A 229-nucleotide genomic window follows, 5' to 3' on the forward strand; every position below is an offset into this window, starting at 1 on the left:
CAGGTCTACACGTGTAACGGCAGTGCCGCCCAGACGTGGGCGGTGACGCCGAACGGGACGGTGCGGGCGTTGGGCAAGTGTCTGGACGTGTCGGGGGCGGGTACCGCGGATGGTACGAAGATCCAGCTCTGGGTGTGTAACGGTACGGGTGCGCAGAGTTGGTCGGCGCAGGCGGACGGGACGTTGCGTAATGCGGGGTCGGGCAAGTGTCTGGACGTCTCCGGTAACA

Annotated in this window: 1 protein-coding gene; it reads left to right on the forward strand. The window is 65.9% G+C overall.

The features are described from left to right. On the forward strand, positions 1–229 hold a 229-nt coding region (locus C5N14_RS31615), incomplete at both ends, for a ricin-type beta-trefoil lectin domain protein (RefSeq protein WP_165878315.1).

The organism is Micromonospora sp. MW-13, from assembly GCF_003434305.1.
Lineage (GTDB): Bacteria > Actinomycetota > Actinomycetes > Mycobacteriales > Micromonosporaceae > Micromonospora.